Source organism: Agromyces sp. GL_144, assembly GCF_057834305.1.
This window is the reverse complement of record NZ_CM174399.1, coordinates 3535983-3550455: the sequence shown is the minus strand read 5'-3', so window position 1 is coordinate 3550455 and position 14473 is coordinate 3535983. Positions and strand designations below refer to the sequence as shown.

General features: G+C 70.6%; 20 protein-coding genes. 11 read left to right on the top strand and 9 right to left on the bottom strand.

The features are described 5' to 3' along the window. Nucleotides 1–15 precede the first annotated feature (15 nt). Nucleotides 16–900 carry a MurR/RpiR family transcriptional regulator gene (locus AC3IPY_RS16320; RefSeq protein ID WP_489185310.1) on the top strand — a complete coding sequence of 295 codons (885 nt, stop codon included), beginning with the start codon at nucleotides 16–18 and terminating at the stop codon, nucleotides 898–900. A 77-nt stretch (nucleotides 901–977) separates the two neighbouring features. Next, entirely contained in the window at nucleotides 978–1157 is a 180-nt protein-coding gene (locus AC3IPY_RS16315) for a hypothetical protein (RefSeq protein WP_489185309.1), read from the top strand. 45 nt (nucleotides 1158–1202) lie between these two features. Here AC3IPY_RS16315 and AC3IPY_RS16310 read toward each other — a convergent pair whose 3' ends face one another. The 4 genes from AC3IPY_RS16310 to AC3IPY_RS16295 all read right to left on the bottom strand — a co-directional run bounded on the left by AC3IPY_RS16310 (nucleotide 1203) and on the right by AC3IPY_RS16295 (nucleotide 3867). Next, on the bottom strand, nucleotides 1203–1496 hold the full coding sequence (locus AC3IPY_RS16310) for a DUF1905 domain-containing protein (protein ID WP_489185308.1): 294 nt from the start codon (nucleotides 1494–1496) through the stop codon (nucleotides 1203–1205). Between the two features lie 9 nt (nucleotides 1497–1505). Further along, entirely contained in the window at nucleotides 1506–2321 is an 816-nt protein-coding gene (locus tag AC3IPY_RS16305; RefSeq protein ID WP_489185307.1) for an NINE protein, read from the bottom strand. Beyond that, nucleotides 2318–3181: a sulfite exporter TauE/SafE family protein gene (locus AC3IPY_RS16300; RefSeq protein WP_489185306.1), complete on the bottom strand. Its 864-nt coding sequence runs from the start codon at nucleotides 3179–3181 to the stop codon at nucleotides 2318–2320. Before AC3IPY_RS16300 ends, AC3IPY_RS16305 begins: the two co-directional genes overlap by 4 nt. A 137-nt stretch (nucleotides 3182–3318) precedes the next feature. Continuing rightward, a complete protein-coding gene (locus tag AC3IPY_RS16295) occupies nucleotides 3319–3867 on the bottom strand; it encodes a VanZ family protein (RefSeq protein WP_489185305.1) in 549 nt (182 codons plus the stop codon). A 347-nt stretch (nucleotides 3868–4214) separates the two neighbouring features. On the opposite strand from AC3IPY_RS16295, the gene AC3IPY_RS16290 reads away from it, so the two are divergent. Continuing rightward, nucleotides 4215–4418, top strand: a complete 204-nt coding sequence (locus tag AC3IPY_RS16290; RefSeq protein WP_129520071.1) for a cold-shock protein — start codon at nucleotides 4215–4217, stop codon at nucleotides 4416–4418. Between the two features lie 163 nt (nucleotides 4419–4581). Here AC3IPY_RS16290 and AC3IPY_RS16285 read toward each other — a convergent pair whose 3' ends face one another. Next, complete coding sequence (locus AC3IPY_RS16285; protein ID WP_489185304.1) at nucleotides 4582–5430, bottom strand: NAD-dependent epimerase/dehydratase family protein; 849 nt, start codon at nucleotides 5428–5430, stop codon at nucleotides 4582–4584. A 249-nt stretch (nucleotides 5431–5679) separates the two neighbouring features. Between AC3IPY_RS16285 and AC3IPY_RS16280 the strand changes: the two genes are divergently transcribed. The 3 genes from AC3IPY_RS16280 to AC3IPY_RS16270 all read left to right on the top strand — a co-directional run bounded on the left by AC3IPY_RS16280 (nucleotide 5680) and on the right by AC3IPY_RS16270 (nucleotide 7790). Beyond that, on the top strand, nucleotides 5680–6780 hold the full coding sequence (locus AC3IPY_RS16280) for a fatty acid desaturase family protein (protein ID WP_489188349.1): 1101 nt from the start codon (nucleotides 5680–5682) through the stop codon (nucleotides 6778–6780). A gap of 130 nt (nucleotides 6781–6910) precedes the next feature. Next, nucleotides 6911–7117, top strand: coding sequence for a cold-shock protein (locus AC3IPY_RS16275; RefSeq protein WP_489185303.1), 207 nt, complete (start codon nucleotides 6911–6913; stop codon nucleotides 7115–7117). A gap of 310 nt (nucleotides 7118–7427) precedes the next feature. After that, nucleotides 7428–7790 (top strand): TFIIB-type zinc ribbon-containing protein, encoded by a 363-nt coding sequence (locus AC3IPY_RS16270; RefSeq protein ID WP_489185302.1) that lies wholly within the window; start codon nucleotides 7428–7430, stop codon nucleotides 7788–7790. A gap of 21 nt (nucleotides 7791–7811) precedes the next feature. On the opposite strand, the gene AC3IPY_RS16265 is transcribed toward AC3IPY_RS16270, so the two are convergent. From AC3IPY_RS16265 to AC3IPY_RS16255, 3 genes are read right to left on the bottom strand one after another with little or no spacing between them, the layout of a single operon-like run. Next, nucleotides 7812–8519, bottom strand: a complete 708-nt coding sequence (locus AC3IPY_RS16265) for a type 1 glutamine amidotransferase domain-containing protein (protein WP_489185301.1) — start codon at nucleotides 8517–8519, stop codon at nucleotides 7812–7814. A 41-nt stretch (nucleotides 8520–8560) separates the two neighbouring features. Further along, nucleotides 8561–9391 (bottom strand): aldo/keto reductase, encoded by an 831-nt coding sequence (locus AC3IPY_RS16260; RefSeq protein ID WP_489185300.1) that lies wholly within the window; start codon nucleotides 9389–9391, stop codon nucleotides 8561–8563. Between the two features lie 41 nt (nucleotides 9392–9432). Continuing rightward, nucleotides 9433–10749 carry an MFS transporter gene (locus tag AC3IPY_RS16255; RefSeq protein ID WP_489185299.1) on the bottom strand — a complete coding sequence of 439 codons (1317 nt, stop codon included), beginning with the start codon at nucleotides 10747–10749 and terminating at the stop codon, nucleotides 9433–9435. A gap of 139 nt (nucleotides 10750–10888) precedes the next feature. Here AC3IPY_RS16255 and AC3IPY_RS16250 point away from each other — a divergent pair, with 139 nt between their 5' ends. After that, a complete protein-coding gene (locus AC3IPY_RS16250; RefSeq protein WP_489185298.1) occupies nucleotides 10889–11344 on the top strand; it encodes a MarR family winged helix-turn-helix transcriptional regulator in 456 nt (151 codons plus the stop codon). A 134-nt stretch (nucleotides 11345–11478) separates the two neighbouring features. Here AC3IPY_RS16250 and AC3IPY_RS16245 read toward each other — a convergent pair whose 3' ends face one another. Beyond that, nucleotides 11479–11895 (bottom strand): VOC family protein, encoded by a 417-nt coding sequence (locus tag AC3IPY_RS16245; protein WP_489185297.1) that lies wholly within the window; start codon nucleotides 11893–11895, stop codon nucleotides 11479–11481. Nucleotides 11896–12078: 183 nt separating this feature from the next. Here AC3IPY_RS16245 and AC3IPY_RS16240 point away from each other — a divergent pair, with 183 nt between their 5' ends. From AC3IPY_RS16240 to AC3IPY_RS16225, 4 genes are all read left to right on the top strand, one after another. After that, nucleotides 12079–12480 carry an ArsR/SmtB family transcription factor gene (locus AC3IPY_RS16240; protein ID WP_489185296.1) on the top strand — a complete coding sequence of 134 codons (402 nt, stop codon included), beginning with the start codon at nucleotides 12079–12081 and terminating at the stop codon, nucleotides 12478–12480. Continuing rightward, nucleotides 12477–12959 (top strand): SRPBCC family protein, encoded by a 483-nt coding sequence (locus tag AC3IPY_RS16235; protein WP_489185295.1) that lies wholly within the window; start codon nucleotides 12477–12479, stop codon nucleotides 12957–12959. The genes AC3IPY_RS16240 and AC3IPY_RS16235 overlap by 4 nt, the downstream gene beginning before the upstream one ends. A 72-nt stretch (nucleotides 12960–13031) precedes the next feature. Continuing rightward, entirely contained in the window at nucleotides 13032–13472 is a 441-nt protein-coding gene (locus AC3IPY_RS16230) for a VOC family protein (protein WP_489185294.1), read from the top strand. 135 nt (nucleotides 13473–13607) lie between these two features. Then, nucleotides 13608–14444, top strand: a complete 837-nt coding sequence (locus tag AC3IPY_RS16225) for a PhzF family phenazine biosynthesis protein (protein WP_489185293.1) — start codon at nucleotides 13608–13610, stop codon at nucleotides 14442–14444. The last annotated feature ends 29 nt before the right edge of the window (nucleotides 14445–14473 follow it).

The window sequence follows — 14473 nt, the reverse complement described above, 5'->3', positions numbered from 1 at the left end:
AAGGGTCCCCACCTGATGTCGGCCAACGTGCTCTCGGAGATTCGACAGTCCCTGCCGAACCTCAGCTCGGCCGAGGCGCGCGTCGCCGAGGCGATCATCGCCGACCCCGGGCTCGTCGTCGACCTGACCATCACCGAGCTCGCGAACGTCTGCAGCACCTCGCTCTCGACGGTCGCCCGCTTCTGCCAGACCCTCGGGTACACGGGATACCGCGAGTTCCGCATGGCCGTCGCGGGGGCGCTCAGCCGTGAGGCCGCCGAACGCGATCGGTTCGGGCTCGCCGACTCCGACATCGGCGCCGACGACTCGGCCGACGACGTCGTGGCCAAGATCGCGTTCCACGAGGTGCTCGCGATCGAGCAGACGGTGAAGGGGCTCGACACCGTCGTGCTCGACCGGGTGGTCGACGCCATCGTCGGCGCCGGGCACGTCGACCTCTACGGCTTCGGCGCGAGCGGCCTCACCGCCCAGGACCTGCAGCAGAAGCTCGGCCGCATCGGCATCTCGGCGGCCTGCTCGGTCGACGTTCACCTCGCGCTCGTGAGCGCTGCGCTGCGCAAGCCGACGGATGTCGCGATCGGCATCTCGCACTCCGGCCTCACGGCCGAGACGCACCACACCCTCGAGGTCGCCCGCGACGCCGGCGCGACGACCGTGGCGATCACGAACTCGCCCGACTCGCCGCTCGCCGAGCTCGCCGACTTCGTGCTCACGACGCGCGCCCGAGAATCGACCTACCGCATGGGCGCGATGTCGAGCCGCATCGCGCAGCTCGCGCTCGTCGACTTCCTCTTCGTGCGCGTCGCACAGCGCCGCGACGACGTCGCCGTTCCCCTGCGCCGCACGCGCGAGGTCACGGCCAGCCATCGCATCGCCGCGCGGCGCCGCAGCGTGGGCTGAGCGCGCTCCTCGCTCGCGAACCGGCGCGATGGCGTGTTCGCCGAACGATGTCGGATGCCGCGCGTACCGTGTGCAGCATGACGAAGCAGATGCAGCAGACCCTGGTGCCCGAGATGGCCGAAGAGCTGTGCCCGCGCTGCGGCTCGGAGGCCGTGCGCGTGGCCGACACCGTCACCCTGAGCGGCGGCGACGCCCTCTTCGACTGCCGCGAGTGCGGCTTCGAGTGGGGCGAGCTGCTGCGCGACCTCATGGCCTGAGCACGAGCCGCTTGCCCGCGCATGGCGGGTGCTGCTGGTCTCGTCTCAGAGATCGAGCACCGTCAGCGACACCCGCACGTCGCCGCCCTCGACCAGGCTCTCGGCGACGCGCACCGCCTTCTTCACGGGCAGCACGTAGCAGCCGACGCTCGAGTCGGGAAAGACCGAGGTCGACCACGTCGAATCGCCGACGGTCACGCGAACGCGCACCGAGCCGAACCCGCGCGGCGGCAGCGGGATCTCGCGAATGTCTTCCGAGGCCTCTTCTGGAACGGTCACGAAGAACCAGTCGGCCCGCGCCGACCATTCCCAGAGTGGGGTCGTGAACTCGAAGCGCATGCCCGAAGGCTAGCCGAGGCCGCCGACGGCGCCGAGGTTCGCCGTCAGGCTCGCAATGACCACGCTCGTGCCGATCGCGGCGAGCACGCCGAATGCGACGAGCGCGCCCGAGACGATCCACGCGAGCCGGCGGTGCTCGTCGTACCCGCTGAGCGCATGGCCGTCGCGGTCGCGCTGAGCACCGGTGAGCACGAGCACGAGGTCGATCAGGGTCCAGACGCCGAATCCGCCCAGCGTGACGAGCTTCGCCACGGCGGTTCCGATGCGGCCCAGGTAGAACCGGTCGACGCCGAGCGAACCGAGCATCAGCGCGAACAGCCAGGTCAGCAGGAACGAGCGGTCGCCAGGCGTCGCCGCATCCGATGCCCGAGCCGAGGTCGCCTGGGCGGATGCCGCCGCACGGCCCTCGGGCAGTGGCACCGTCGTGTGCTCGTTCGGAGCGTGCAGCACCGGCGGTGCCGAGAACGACGGGGCACGCAGCGTGTCGGAGACGAACTCCGGCGAGGACGACGTCATCGTCGGCGGGCCGGGCAGCGTGGTCATGGTGACCGGCAACGGCAACGGCAACGGCAACGGCGACGGCAGCGGGATCGACATCTGCGCCGGCAACGGCGACGGCGTCGGCACCGGCATCGGGGTCTGCGCCGTGGGCGGCGCCGCCGCGACCGCTGCCGCCACCGCGACCGGGGCCGCCGGCTCGGCAGGCTCGTCGTCGGGCCGGGGCGTGGTGTGCGGGGTCCACTTGGCGCCGTCCCAGTAGCGCAGCACCGCGGCATCCGCCTCGTCGTCGTACCAGCCGGCTGCGCGTCGTCGCACGTCGGTCATCGATCACCTTCCGGGGACTCCGGGGCTTCCGGGGCTTCGGGTGCTGCCTCGCGCGGGCGCCGCTGGGCTCGGATCGCGCGCACGGCCAACTGCACGGCCGCGATGACGATGAACGCCGCGAACAGGCGCGCAGACCATTCGGGGGAGAGGAGGAAGGCGATGCCGACGCCCGCGAACGAGGCGACCGTCGCCGCGGCGCCGATGACGAGCGCCTCGCGCAGGTCGACGAGCCTCGCGCGCGTATTGGCGACGGTGCCGCTGATCGCGGTCGGGATCATCACGGCGAGCGAGGTGCCCTTGGCCATGAGGTCGCCCATGCCGAAGAACGCGATGAACGCCGGCACCATGATCACGCCGCCGCCGATGCCGAACAGGCCCGAGGCGATGCCGACCGCGATGCCGAGCGCGAAGAGCGCGAGGTCGGGCAGCAGTTCGAAGCCGACGTGCCCGCCGCCGCGTTCGGGCACCACGAGCAGCATGCGCACGGCGGTGGCCACGAGCAGGGCGATGAACAGCCAGCGCAGCCACACGATCGGCAGTCGGCGCAGCAGCCACGTGCCGATCCACGAGCCGAGCACGCCGCCGATCGCGACGAAGAGCGCCGCGACGAGGTCGACCTCGCCGTTCACGAGGTAGGTGATCGACCCCGCGATCGAGGCGGGCACGATCGCGGCGAGCGAGGTCGCCGTCGCACGTCGCTGGTCCATGCTGGCGAACACGATGAGCAGGGGCACCATGAGGATGCCGCCGCCCACGCCGAACGCCCCTGAGAGCAATCCGCCCGCCGCGCCGACGAGCGCGAGCCGCACCCACGGCCCGCGGGCGCGCGTCTGCGCGTCGGGCGGGGTCGGGGAGGGCACCAACCCACTGTAGTCGGGGCTCGAGCGGGCCGATTCTCGTCGATCTCGCGCTCGAGCCGGCGGGCGAGCGGATGCCTCGTGCCGAGCCGTCGCTGGGCGAGCGGATGCCTCGTGCCGAGCCGTCGCCGCGGCGGGGCTCAGGCGGCGCGATCGCCCGTCGCGACGAGCTCGTCGGAGGGCGCGCGCACCGCGGCCGCTTCGGCGGGCGACGGCGCGGTCCCGTCGGCCGGGCTCGGCGTGCCCGACGAGCCGAGCGCCGTCGCCGGCGACATGATCGCGGTCGAGCGGCGCACGCCCCGCGCCGCGACGACGAGGCCGACGCCGACGGTCGCCCCCAAGGTGTTGAGCACGAGGTCGCGCGGATCCGAGACGCGATCCGGCAGCAGGATCTGCACGAGCTCGATGCAGGCGGTGAAGCCGAAGCCGGCCAGCAGGGCGAGCGGCCACCGACGGCGGTGGATGAGCAGGGCGGCCAGCACGCCGACCGGCAGGAACAGCATCACGTTGAACGCGATCTCGCTGAAGTACCCGGTCGTCCAGGTCACCGGAGCCGTCCAGGCCGCGAGGTTCAGGATGCCGCCGTCGACCTCGTGGCCGTCGGTGCTCCAGGGTGCGGGGCCGATGGTCAGCCACAGCACGCCGGCAGCATAGAGTGCGGCGGCGAATCGCAGGGGGCGGCGGTTCATCCGTCGATTCTCCACCGAAACCCGGTGATCCGTCTGCGATCCTGAGCATGTTCCCAGAACGGGAGCAGCGTTTCGCTTATCACGAACTCATCACGTAGTCTGTACAGCCGCGAGGAAACCGATAGGCTAGCCGGACGATTCCTCCATCAAGCGGGCACTCGCCCGTAGCTTAAATCTGATTGCCCGGAGGCGGTTCTTCCGCGTGGCATGACCCGATACGAGAAGGCCGATGCCGATGTGCACCCGGTCCCTCGCCCCGCTCTGACGGCACCGTGTCGTCGGGGTCGTGATCGGCAACGATCGCATCGGGTCCGCAAGTGCGGCCCGCAAGACAGAAGGACAGCAGTATGGCAACCGGAACCGTCAAGTGGTTCAACGCCGAAAAGGGCTTCGGCTTCATCGCTCCCGACGACGGCTCGGCCGACGTCTTCGCGCACTTCAGCGCCATCACGGGCAACGGCTACCGTTCGCTCGAAGAAGGCCAGAAGGTCGAGTTCGAGGTCGCTCAGGGCCCCAAGGGTCTGCAGGCGGAGAACATCCGCGGTCTCTGATCCGCGACGTTCGCTCAACGAACGCCGTCGTCCCACTCCGGTGGGGCGGCGGCGTTCGTCATTTCCCGGTGAGTTCCCGGCGCAACAGCGAGCGGATGCCGCGGCCGGGCGTCCGCGTGCCGGATGACCCGTGGCATCCGCCCCTCGCTCGGGCCGATGAACCTCAGGCCGTGACGTGATCGCGCCACGAGTGCGCGGGCTCGTACCCGAGCAGCCGTCGCGCCTTCTCGATCGAGAGCAGCGTCTCGTTGACGCCGAGGTCGCCGCGCGTCTCGACGCCGGGGAACACCTCGGCCACGAGCTCGGCGTTCGGCCGCGACATGACGGTGTCGGCCGCGGCGATGATGAAGCGGTCGAAGCCCGGCTTCGCGGTCGCGAGGGCACGGCTCACCGCCTGGGCTCCGTCACGTGCGTCGATGTAGCCCCAGAGGTTCCACTTGCGCAGGGTCGCGTCGGCGTCGAACGAGGGGAACGCCGCGTAGTCGTCGGGGTCCATGACGTTCGAGAACCGCAGCGCGGTGATCGAGAGCTCGGGGTTCCAGCGCACGAGCTCGATCGCCATCGTCTCTTCGAGGTGCTTCACGAGCGAGTACGTGCTCTCGGGGCGGGCCGGATACTCCTCGTCGACCGGGATGTACGGCGGCGGCACGTCGAACGGCAGCCCGAGCACCGTCTCGCTCGACGCCGTCACGATGCGCGTGACGCCGAGCCGCTTCGCGGCCTGCAGCACGTGGTAGGTCGCGAGCATGTTGTTGCGGAACGTCGCGGCGTCGCTCGCGAGCCCCGGTGCCGGGATCGCGGCGAGGTGCACGATCGCGTCGGCGCCGTCGTGCCGGTCGTCGACGCCGGCGATGGCGTCGATCACCTGGCCGTAGTCGGCGAGGTCGACGCGCACGACGCTGCCGCGCTCGCCGTGCTGGTCGAGGTTCACGACGTCGTGCCCCTCGTCGAGGAGGGTCGAGACGACGGTGCGGCCGAGCTTGCCGGATCCCCCGGTGACGATGATGCGCATCGCCCCAGTCTCGCAGGAGCGGAGCTGCGCCGCACCGCGGCGCGGAGGCCGGCTCGCGACATCCGGCCGCGCTCTCGCGACATCCGGCCGGCGCCACCCGGAAAAGCAGATGAAGGATGCCGAATGCGGCATATATTCGGCCGTTTTTCCCAGCCCGTTCCCATGCTGAGGCAATAGCGTTCGACGCATCTTCAGTGGGTGTTCGCCCGCGACCCACGGCTGGGAAGTCGATGACCAGCTGGGACCCCCATCATCTCTCACACCGAAACTCTCGGTGCGATTCGGGCCACCAAGCCCCGCACCGGCGCCGCGGCCGATGTCACGCGCAGCTTCACCGCCCTTTCCCGAGTCGTCCGCGAGTCCGGCCTGCTCGGCCGAACCCGCTGGTTCTACGCCGCGCTGGTGACGACGCTGTCGCTCGCGCTCGGCGGGGTCATCACCGGCTTCATCCTGCTCGGCGACTCCTGGTTCCAGCTGCTCATGGCCGGCGCGCTCGGCCTGATCCTCACGCAGTTCGCGTTCCTCGCCCACGAGGCCTCGCACCGCCAGGTGCTCGAATCGGGACCGGCGAACGACCGTGTCGGCCGAATCCTCGCCGCCGGCGTCGTCGGCATCAGCTACTCGTGGTGGATGACGAAGCACACGCGTCACCACGCGAACCCGAACAAGATCGGCAAGGACCCCGACATCGAGTGGGACACGATCTCGTTCACCGAGACCGATGCCGCGAAGCAGAAGGGCCTGCTCGCCGCGATCACGCGCAAGCAGGGGTACCTCTTCTTCCCGCTGCTGACCCTCGAGGGCCTGAACCTCCACCTGCGCTCGATCATGACGCTCACCGAGCGCCGCCCCGTCAAGGGCCGGTGGATCGAGCTCAGCCTCATCGCCGTCCACTTCGCCGTCTACCTCGGCGCGCTCTTCTGGGTGCTGCCGCTCGGCATGGCCTTCGCCTTCATCGGCGTGCAGATGGCCGTGTTCGGCGTGTACATGGGTGCCTCGTTCGCACCGAACCACAAGGGCATGGCGCTCATCCCGGCCGACTCGAAGCTCGACTTCTTCTCGAAGCAGGTGCTCACCTCGCGCAACATCTCGGGCGGCATCTGGGCGAGCACGCTCCTCGGCGGACTCAACTACCAGGTCGAGCACCACCTGTTCCCGAACATGCCGCGCCCGCACCTCGCGAAGGCGCGCGAGATCGTGCGCGAACACTGTGCCACGGTCGGCGTGCCCTACACCGAGACCACGCTGGCGCAGTCGTACGGCATCGTCATCCGCTACCTCAACCAGGTCGGGCTCTCGGCCCGCGACCCGTTCGACTGCCCCATGGTCAACCAGTTCCGACGGGTCTGACCTCGCGAATCGACCCGGTCGATTCACCCAAGACTTCCGGTGGTGGATTTCGCCATCGGAAACCCGCACGGCCCCGGCCGTGCATACCCGCACTCACCTCGGTGGGGCGGAACGAATGAAGGAATACAACATGGCTACCGGAACCGTCAAGTGGTTCAACGCCGACAAGGGCTTCGGCTTCATCGCTCCCGACGACGGCTCGGCTGACGTCTTCGCGCACTTCAGCGCGATCGCATCAGACGGCTACCGTTCGCTCGACGAGAACCAGAAGGTCGAGTTCGAGACCGCCCAGGGACCCAAGGGCCCCCAGGCCGAGAACATCCGCGTCATCGCGTAGTTCTCGCACGCACTGATCGGCGCCTCGCGCCGGCAGACGAGCGGATGCCACGGCCGCCCGCCTCTTCGGAGGTGTGCGCCGAGGCATCCGCTCGTCGTGCTTTCACCACGCCTCTCGCGCTTCTCAGGAGGCGGGCCCGAAAACAGGCCGCTTCTCGGCAGAACGTGGCCGGAATCCGCGACCGGCGGCCGAAATCTCCTGAGAAGGGCGGATGGCGCCCGGCGTCGGGGTGCGGTCTGGGCGTCCTCGAAGCTTCGCTCCGTAGGCTCGCCCCGAGACCCCTTGCACACCCCGACCGAGGAGCCCCCGAATGCAGTGCCCCAATGACGGAGCCGTGCTCGTGATGAGCGAGCGCAGCGGTATCGAGATCGACTACTGCCCCACCTGCCGCGGCGTGTGGCTCGACCGCGGGGAGCTCGACAAGATCATCGAGCGCGCCGCGGGCGACTTCGGCCCGGCCCAGGCGGCGCCGGCCGCACCCGCGGCCCCGGCGCAGCCCGCCTACCAGCCGGCCCAGCCCGCCTACCAGCCGGCCCAGCCCGCCCACCAGCCGGCGCAGCCCGCCTACCAGCCGCCGGCCTATGGCCAGCAGTCCTACGACAACCGCGGCTATGGCGACCAGGGCCACCGCAAGAAGAAGAAGGACCACTGGCTGTCGGAGCTCTTCGACTGAGCTGCGATCGGCGGCCGGGGGTCAGCCCCGCGCGGCGAGCTCCTCGACGACCCGGCGGGCGACCGAGGCGCTCGACTGAGGGTTCTGGCCCGTGACGAGGTTTCCGTCGACGACGACGTGGTCGCTCCACGGCGCGGCCGACTCGACGACGGCGCCGTGCTCGCGGAGCCGCGACTCGACGAACCAGGGCGTGTTCTCCCCGGTGCCGCCCGTGCGCTCCTCCTCGTCGGTGAAGACGGTGAGGCGGCGACCGGCGAACGCGAACGAGCCGTCGGGGCGAACCGCCGAGAGGAGGGCGGCCGGGCCGTGGCAGAACGGGGCGATGACGGCGCCGGCGTCGTCTGCGGCGATCAGGACGCGGCCGACCTCGGGGTCGGACGCGAGGTCGCTCATCGGTCCATGGCCGCCGGGCAGCACGACCGCGGCGTAGTCCGCCGCATCGACGTCGGCGATCGCGACGGGCGCCGCCAACGCGTCGGCGATGGCATCGAGGTGGTCGGCGAAGTCCCGTGCTCGCGCTTCGCCGCCGGTCTGCGACGGGTCGAGGCTGCCGGCGTCGACGGTGGGGGCGACGCCGCCCGGGGTCGCGAACGTGACGGTGTGGCCCGCGGCGAGGAGGTCGCGGTGCGCGGTGACGAGCTCCTCGGCCCAGAAGCCGGTGGGGTGCTCGGTGCCGTCCGCCATGGTGAGGCTCGTGGCGGCGGTGACGATCATCAGGATGTCGCTCATGGGTGTTCCGATCTGCTGAGAGTGGTTTCGTGGAGGGGAGTTCAGGCCGCGTGGAACTCGGCCGGGTGCGGGCCGGTGCGCCCGTCGCGGTCGAGGGCGTCGATCGCGGCGAGCTCGTCGGCACCGAGTTCGAAGCCGAACACGTCGAAGTTCTCGGCGATGCGGTGCGGCGTGACCGACTTCGGGATCACGATGCGTCCCTGCTGCAGGTGCCAGCGCAGCACGACCTGGGCCGGGGTGCGGCCGTGGCGCTCGGCGATCGCGGTGACGGATGCCTCGCCGAGCACGGCGCCCTGCGCGAGCGGGCTCCACGCCTCGGTCACGATGCCGTGGCGGTCATCGGCCGCGACGACCGCGCGGTTCGTCATGGCCGGGTGCAGCTCGACCTGGTTGACGGCGGGCACGACGTCGCTCGCGGCGATGAGCCGCTCGAGGTGCTCCGGCTCGAAGTTCGAGACGCCGATCGCGCGCGTGCGCCCGTCGGCGAGCAGGCGTTCGAGCGCGCGCCAGGTGTCGAGGTACCGGCCGCGGTCGGGCGTCGGCCAGTGGATCAGGTAGAGGTCGAGCTGCTCGAGCCCGAGCTTGGCGGCGCTCGCGTCGAAGGCGCGAAGCGTCTCGTCGTAGCCGTGGTCGGAGTTCCAGACCTTCGTCGTGATGAACAGCTCGTCGCGCGCGATGCCCGACTCCGCGAGGGCGCGGCCGACGCCCGCCTCGTTGCCGTAGACGGCAGCCGTGTCGATGCTGCGGTAGCCGACCTCGAGCGCGGTGGCCACGGCCGTTGCGGTCTCGTCGTCGGGCACCTGGAAGACGCCGAAGCCGAGCTGCGGCATCCGGACGCCGTTGTTCAGGGTGAGGGTGGGAACGGTGGTCATGCTGGTCCTTCCGGGACGGGTTGCGTGGTTCGAGGGGCGGTTCAGCGGGCGGATGCCGCGACCGAGCCGGTCGCGGTCGGCACCGCGGCGGGTGTGGGCGAGGTCGTCGTCGAGGTCGGTGCCGCGGCGGTCGTCGGCCGGGTCGCGGCATCCGCTCGCTCGAGCGTCGCCGCCCCGGCGCGGGCCGTGGCCCAGGCGACGACCATGACGAGCAGTGCCGCGGCGGTGATGAGCGCGCCGACCCAGATCGGCGAGGTGTAGCCGAGGCCGGCCGAGATCGCGATGCCGCCGGCGAAGGCGCCGAGCGCGTTGCCGAGGTTGAAGGCCGCGATGTTCGCGCCCGAGGCGAGCGTCGGCGCCTGGTCGGCGTAGCGCATGACGCGGCTCTGCAGGGCCGGCACGGTGCCGAAGCCGAAGCCGCCCATGAGCACGAGCAGCACGATCACGGCGACGGCGGATGCCGCGAGCCAGGCGAAGAGCGCGAGCACGACGACGAGCGCGGCGATGAAGCCGAGCAGCGTGCCGTCGATCGAGCGATCAGCGAGTCTGCCGCCGATCCAGTTGCCGACGACGAGGCCCGCGCCGAAGAGCACGAGCAGCCACGGCACGTCGGTCGCGGCGAATCCGCTGACCTCGGTGAGCGTGTACGCGATGTAGGTGAAGGCGCCGAACATGCCGCCGAAGCCGAGCACGGTGACCGTGAGCGAGAGCCAGACCTGGCCGGAGCGGAACGCGCCGAGCTCACGGCGCAGGCTCGGGGCGGTGCCGGCGGTGCCCGCGGCACCGGTGACGCCGGCGGGCTGGGAGGCGGCGCGCATGCTCGGCACGAGCACGGCGATGCCGATGAGCGCGATCACGCCGATCGCCGAGATGGCCCAGAACGTCGAGCGCCAGCCGAACTGCTGCCCGAGGAAGGTTCCGAACGGCACGCCGAGCACGTTGGCCGCCGTGAGCCCAGTGAACATGATCGCGATCGCGCCTGCGCGCTTCTCGGGGGCGACGAGGTCGGCGGCGACGACCGCGCCGATGCCGAAGAACGCGCCGTGGCAGAGAGCGGCGACGATGCGCCCGGCCATCATCGCCTCGTACGTGGGGGCGAGCGCCGAGATGGCGTTGCCGGCGATGAAGAGGCCGAGCAGGCCCATGAGCACGGGCTTGCGGGGGAGTCGGGTGGCGGCGGCGGTGAGCACGAGTGCGCCGACGACGACGGCCAGGGCGTAGCCCGAGATGAACCAGCCGGCGGCGGCCTCCGAGACGCCGAAGTCGGCCGCGAGGTCGGGCAGCAGGCCCATGATGACGAACTCGGTCAAGCCGATGCCGAAGGCTCCGATCGCGAGGGCGAGCAGTCCGAGTGGCATGCGAGGTTCTCCTGTACACTGAGGGAAGTAGTTGCAAGCGCTGACTATTGCGAGCGCAGGCTTAATAGTTGCACACGCAATTACTTAGCGCAAGCAACTACTTTCGCATCGACACGCAGACCGACCTCCGGGAGACGACATGGGCATCGCCGACGACGCCGTCGAGGTGCGCGCGCACGGTTGGCGCACGCTCGCCGCACTGCACGCACTCATCGAGAACGAACTGGAGCGCTCGCTCGCGGCATCCGCCGATCTCTCGGTCGTCGAGTACACCGTGCTCGACGCCCTGAACCGCCAAGACGGCTGGCACATGCGCATGCAGCAGCTCGCGCGCGCCACGGCGCTCAGCCCGAGCGCGACGACCCGCCTCGTGAACCGCCTCGAAGACCGCTCGCTGCTCACGCGCGTGCTCTGCGCCGACGACCGCCGCGGCATCTACACCGAGCTCACGCCCGCGGGCCGGGCGCTCTACGAGCGGGCGAGGCCCATCCACGACGAGACGCTCGAGCGCGTGCTCGCCGAGGCGCAGGAGCAGCCCGAGCTCGCACCCGTCGTCGAGGCGCTGCACGGCGCCGGGCTGCCCGCCGCCGTCTGAGCTCGCCTGCTCGTCTTGGCCGCGGGCGTTTCTCAGGAAGCCTGCCCCGAATCATGCCCTTTCTCAGGAGGAATTCGCGCGATTCCGCGTTTCGCGGCCGGAATCTCCTGAGAAGAGCGATCTGACCCGAGTCCTCAGGCGGCCGCGCCCGAGATGTTGACGAGCCAGCTCACGCCGTAGCGGTCGACGAGCATGCCGAACGCGGCGCCCCACGGCGCGATCGCGAGCGGCTCCTGAATGGTCGCGCCCTCGGAGAGCCGCTCCCAGTACCCGCGGATGGTCGCCTCCTCGTCGCCCGAGATCGACACCGAGACGCCCGAGATGCCGCGGTACTCCATGCGCTGCGGCACGTCGGCGGCCATGAGGGTGATGCCGTTCTCGCCGTCGACCTGGCCGTGCATCACGAGGTCGGCCTCCGACGGCTCCTCCGACGCCTGGAAGTCCGCGAAGGTGCTCACGCTCAGCGTGCCGCCGAAGATCGAGTGGTAGAACTCGAGCGCCTCGCGGGCGGTGCCGCGGAAGTTGAGGTAGGGGTTCAGGGTCACGGGCATGGCGTCCTCCGGATCGATGTCGGAACCGGTTGCCTGGGTGCCGCGCGTCGGCGCCGACCCGTCGATTCTGCTCCGGATGCCGCGAAGAAGCGAGGGGTTCTCGAAACAGGGTTGACGTCTCGCAGACACCGTCGTACTCTTAATCAACCAAGCAGTTGATCAATGAAAGGGTTGGCTAAGCGGATGATCCTCGACCCGAGTGCCGACGACCGGCTCGACCGGGCCTTCATGGCCCTGGCCGACCCGGTGCGACGCGGCATCATCGCGAGGCTCAGCCGCGGCCCGGCGACCGTCAACGAACTCGCCGAGCCCTTCGAGATCACCAAGCAGGCCGTGTCCAAGCACATCCAGGTGCTCGAGCATGCGGGGCTCGTCACGCGAACGCGCGACGCGCAACGCCGCCCCGTGCACCTGGCTCCGGCACAGCTCGAGGCCCTCACCGCGTGGATCGATCGATTCCGGCTGATCCACGAGCAGCAGTTCCGTTCACTCGATGCGCTGCTCGCCACCGACCGCGGCACGAACGCCGCACCGACCGAGGCCGGCCCGACTGCCGACCCCGAACGCAAGGCAGAGAGATCATGACCACCACCACCAACCCCGTCACCATCACCGCCCCCGAGGGGCTGCCGTTCATCGAGATCGAGCGCGAGTTCGACGCTCCCGTCGCCGCGGTGTTCAATGCGCACCGCGATCCCGAGCTCGTCAAGCGGTGGCTCGGCCCGAACGGCTACGACATGCAGATCGAGCGCTGGGACTTCGTGCCCCAGGGCGGCTACCGCTACGTGCACGTCGATCCGTCGGGCGAGTCGTTCGGGTTCAACGGCACGTTCCACTCGGTGCGCGAGAACGAGTTCGCCATCCAGACGTTCGAGTTCGAGGGGTACCCCGACGTCGTCGCGATCGAGTCGATCGCCTTCGAAGACCTCGGGGGCGGGCGCACGCGCCTGCGCATCCACTCCACCTACCCGAGCGTCGAGGCCCGCGACGGCATGGTCGCCTCGAACATGGAGCTCGGCCTCCGCGAGGGCTACGCGCGCCTCGACGAGCTCGTCGCAGCCTGAGCAGCGACCGGCAGATACCTCCCCAGGCACCCGGCAGACACCCGGCAGACACCCCAAGAACAGGAGCACCTCATGGACTGGACCCTCGAAGTCGTCATCGTGCCGGTCAGCGACCTCGACCGCTCGATCGCCTTCTATCGCGACCAGGTCGGCTTCGACCTCGACCACGACACCCGCACCGAGCAGATGCACATCGCGCAACTCACCCCGCGAGGCTCGGGCTGCTCGATCGTCATCGGCAGCCTGCCCTCGCAGAACGAGATGGCGCCGGGCTCGCTGCGCGGGCTGCAGCTCGTCGTCGCCGATGCCGAGGTCGCGCGCGCCGAGCTCATCGAGCGGGGCGTCGATGCGAGCCCCATCACGGTCTTCGACGAGCGCGACGGCGGCACGTTCTTCGGCTTCGCCGACCCCGACGGCAACACCTGGGCCGTGCAGCAGCTCAAGGTGCGCGGCGAGCACCCGCTCATCCCGGTCGAGGCGCGATCGCGCTTCGGCGCCGAGCAGGAGGCCTGACCGAAGCCGGCGCAGCCGAACGCGAGGAACCGGGCGAGCGGATGCCGCGACGCTGACATGCGGGTCATGTCGACGCCGCGGCATCCGCTCGTGTGCCCGTGCTCGTGCTCGTGCTCGACGTGCGAGCATCGAAGGATGACCGAGATCCTCCGCTACGCCGCCTTCACCGACCGGCCCGACGGCGGCAACCCCGCCGGCGTCGTGCTCGACGCGAGCGGGCTCGACGACGAGCGCATGCAGCGCATCGCGGCCGAGGTGGACTTCGCCGAGACCGCGTTCGTCACCGGGCGCGAGGGCGAGGCCTACCGCGTGCGCTACTTCTCGCCGATCGCCGAGGTGCCGTTCTGCGGGCATGCGACGGTGGCGACCGCGGTGGCGCTCGCCGAGCGCGGCGAAGCCGGCCGCATCCGCTTCCTGACGCCCGTCGGCGAGATCGACATCGAGACGACGAACGATTCCGCGGGCCCGCGAGCGGCCTTCACGAGCGTCGACACCGAGGTGATCGAGCTGCCCGCGGCCACGCTCGCGCGGCTGCTCGACCTGCTCGGCCTCGACGCCGCGGTGCTCTCGTCGGCGCTGCCGCCGCGGCTCGCCTTCGCCGGAAACCCGCATCCCGTGCTCGTCGTCGACGACGCGGCGGCGTTCGACGGGTTCACGTTCGATCCGGCCGCCGTGCGCGCCTTCATGGACGAGCAGGGCTGGCCCGCCACGATCACCGTCCTGCACCCGCTGTCGGCCGGGCGGTACGAGGCGCGCAACCTGTTCCCCGTCGGACGCATCACCGAGGACCCCGCGACGGGCTCGGCCGCGGCATCCGTCGGCGGCTACCTGCGCGCGCTCCGGGCGGTCGACGCGCCCGCCCGCGTGGTCATCGAGCAGGGTCGGCACGTGGGCCGGCCGGGCGAGTTGACCGTCGACATCCCCGTGGCGGGCGGCATCACGGTGAGCGGCGGCGCCGTCGCGATGGACTGAGCGCCGGGTCGGATGCCGCGACCTGGCGA

Bases quoted from the DNA above. Each gene is read 5' to 3' on its own strand.
- AC3IPY_RS16290 (WP_129520071.1), top strand. From the start codon at position 4,215: ATGGCAACCGGAACCGTCAAGTGGTTCAACGCCGAAAAGGGCTTCGGC.
- AC3IPY_RS16260 (WP_489185300.1), bottom strand. From the start codon at position 9,391: ATGACCACCGTTCCCACCCTCACCCTGAACAACGGCGTCCGGATGCCG.
- AC3IPY_RS16305 (WP_489185307.1), bottom strand. From the start codon at position 2,321: ATGACCGACGTGCGACGACGCGCAGCCGGCTGGTACGACGACGAGGCG.
- AC3IPY_RS16265 (WP_489185301.1), bottom strand. From the start codon at position 8,519: ATGAGCGACATCCTGATGATCGTCACCGCCGCCACGAGCCTCACCATG.
- AC3IPY_RS16270 (WP_489185302.1), top strand. From the start codon at position 7,428: ATGCAGTGCCCCAATGACGGAGCCGTGCTCGTGATGAGCGAGCGCAGC.
- AC3IPY_RS16230 (WP_489185294.1), top strand. From the start codon at position 13,032: ATGGACTGGACCCTCGAAGTCGTCATCGTGCCGGTCAGCGACCTCGAC.
- AC3IPY_RS16240 (WP_489185296.1), top strand. From the start codon at position 12,079: ATGATCCTCGACCCGAGTGCCGACGACCGGCTCGACCGGGCCTTCATG.
- AC3IPY_RS16235 (WP_489185295.1), top strand. From the start codon at position 12,477: ATGACCACCACCACCAACCCCGTCACCATCACCGCCCCCGAGGGGCTG.
- AC3IPY_RS16295 (WP_489185305.1), bottom strand. From the start codon at position 3,867: ATGAACCGCCGCCCCCTGCGATTCGCCGCCGCACTCTATGCTGCCGGC.
- AC3IPY_RS16225 (WP_489185293.1), top strand. From the start codon at position 13,608: ATGACCGAGATCCTCCGCTACGCCGCCTTCACCGACCGGCCCGACGGC.
- AC3IPY_RS16320 (WP_489185310.1), top strand. From the start codon at position 16: ATGTCGGCCAACGTGCTCTCGGAGATTCGACAGTCCCTGCCGAACCTC.
- AC3IPY_RS16285 (WP_489185304.1), bottom strand. From the start codon at position 5,430: ATGCGCATCATCGTCACCGGGGGATCCGGCAAGCTCGGCCGCACCGTC.
- AC3IPY_RS16310 (WP_489185308.1), bottom strand. From the start codon at position 1,496: ATGCGCTTCGAGTTCACGACCCCACTCTGGGAATGGTCGGCGCGGGCC.
- AC3IPY_RS16275 (WP_489185303.1), top strand. From the start codon at position 6,911: ATGGCTACCGGAACCGTCAAGTGGTTCAACGCCGACAAGGGCTTCGGC.
- AC3IPY_RS16250 (WP_489185298.1), top strand. From the start codon at position 10,889: ATGGGCATCGCCGACGACGCCGTCGAGGTGCGCGCGCACGGTTGGCGC.
- AC3IPY_RS16255 (WP_489185299.1), bottom strand. From the start codon at position 10,749: ATGCCACTCGGACTGCTCGCCCTCGCGATCGGAGCCTTCGGCATCGGC.
- AC3IPY_RS16315 (WP_489185309.1), top strand. From the start codon at position 978: ATGACGAAGCAGATGCAGCAGACCCTGGTGCCCGAGATGGCCGAAGAG.
- AC3IPY_RS16245 (WP_489185297.1), bottom strand. From the start codon at position 11,895: ATGCCCGTGACCCTGAACCCCTACCTCAACTTCCGCGGCACCGCCCGC.